The following is a 217-nucleotide window of genomic DNA, read 5'->3' on the forward strand; positions in this document are numbered from 1 at the left end:
GAGAAGGACATGGGGACTCAGACTTTTCTGTTCAATAAAGTATTTTCTGGTGAAGATACTAATGGTGATCAGATTGTCATGGATGTAAGTCTATACGGAATGAAATCACAGAATACAGCGCATAATGATTTATTCACAATGCAAGGTTCATTTAATACTGGTAATCCTACTGCTGTTGCAGGTGAAACCGTCGATGAAACTACTAAATTGATGTATC

At 36.9% G+C, this 217-nt stretch carries 1 protein-coding gene; it reads left to right on the forward strand.

The window, feature by feature from the left end:
- Window positions 1-217, forward strand: a 217-nt coding sequence (locus tag C1I89_RS34790) for a hypothetical protein (protein ID WP_181391125.1), incomplete at both ends; no start/stop codon positions are given.

The sequence above is a fragment of the Achromobacter pulmonis genome, from assembly GCF_002885955.2.
Classification (GTDB): Bacteria; Pseudomonadota; Gammaproteobacteria; order Burkholderiales; family Burkholderiaceae_B; genus Achromobacter; species Achromobacter pulmonis_A.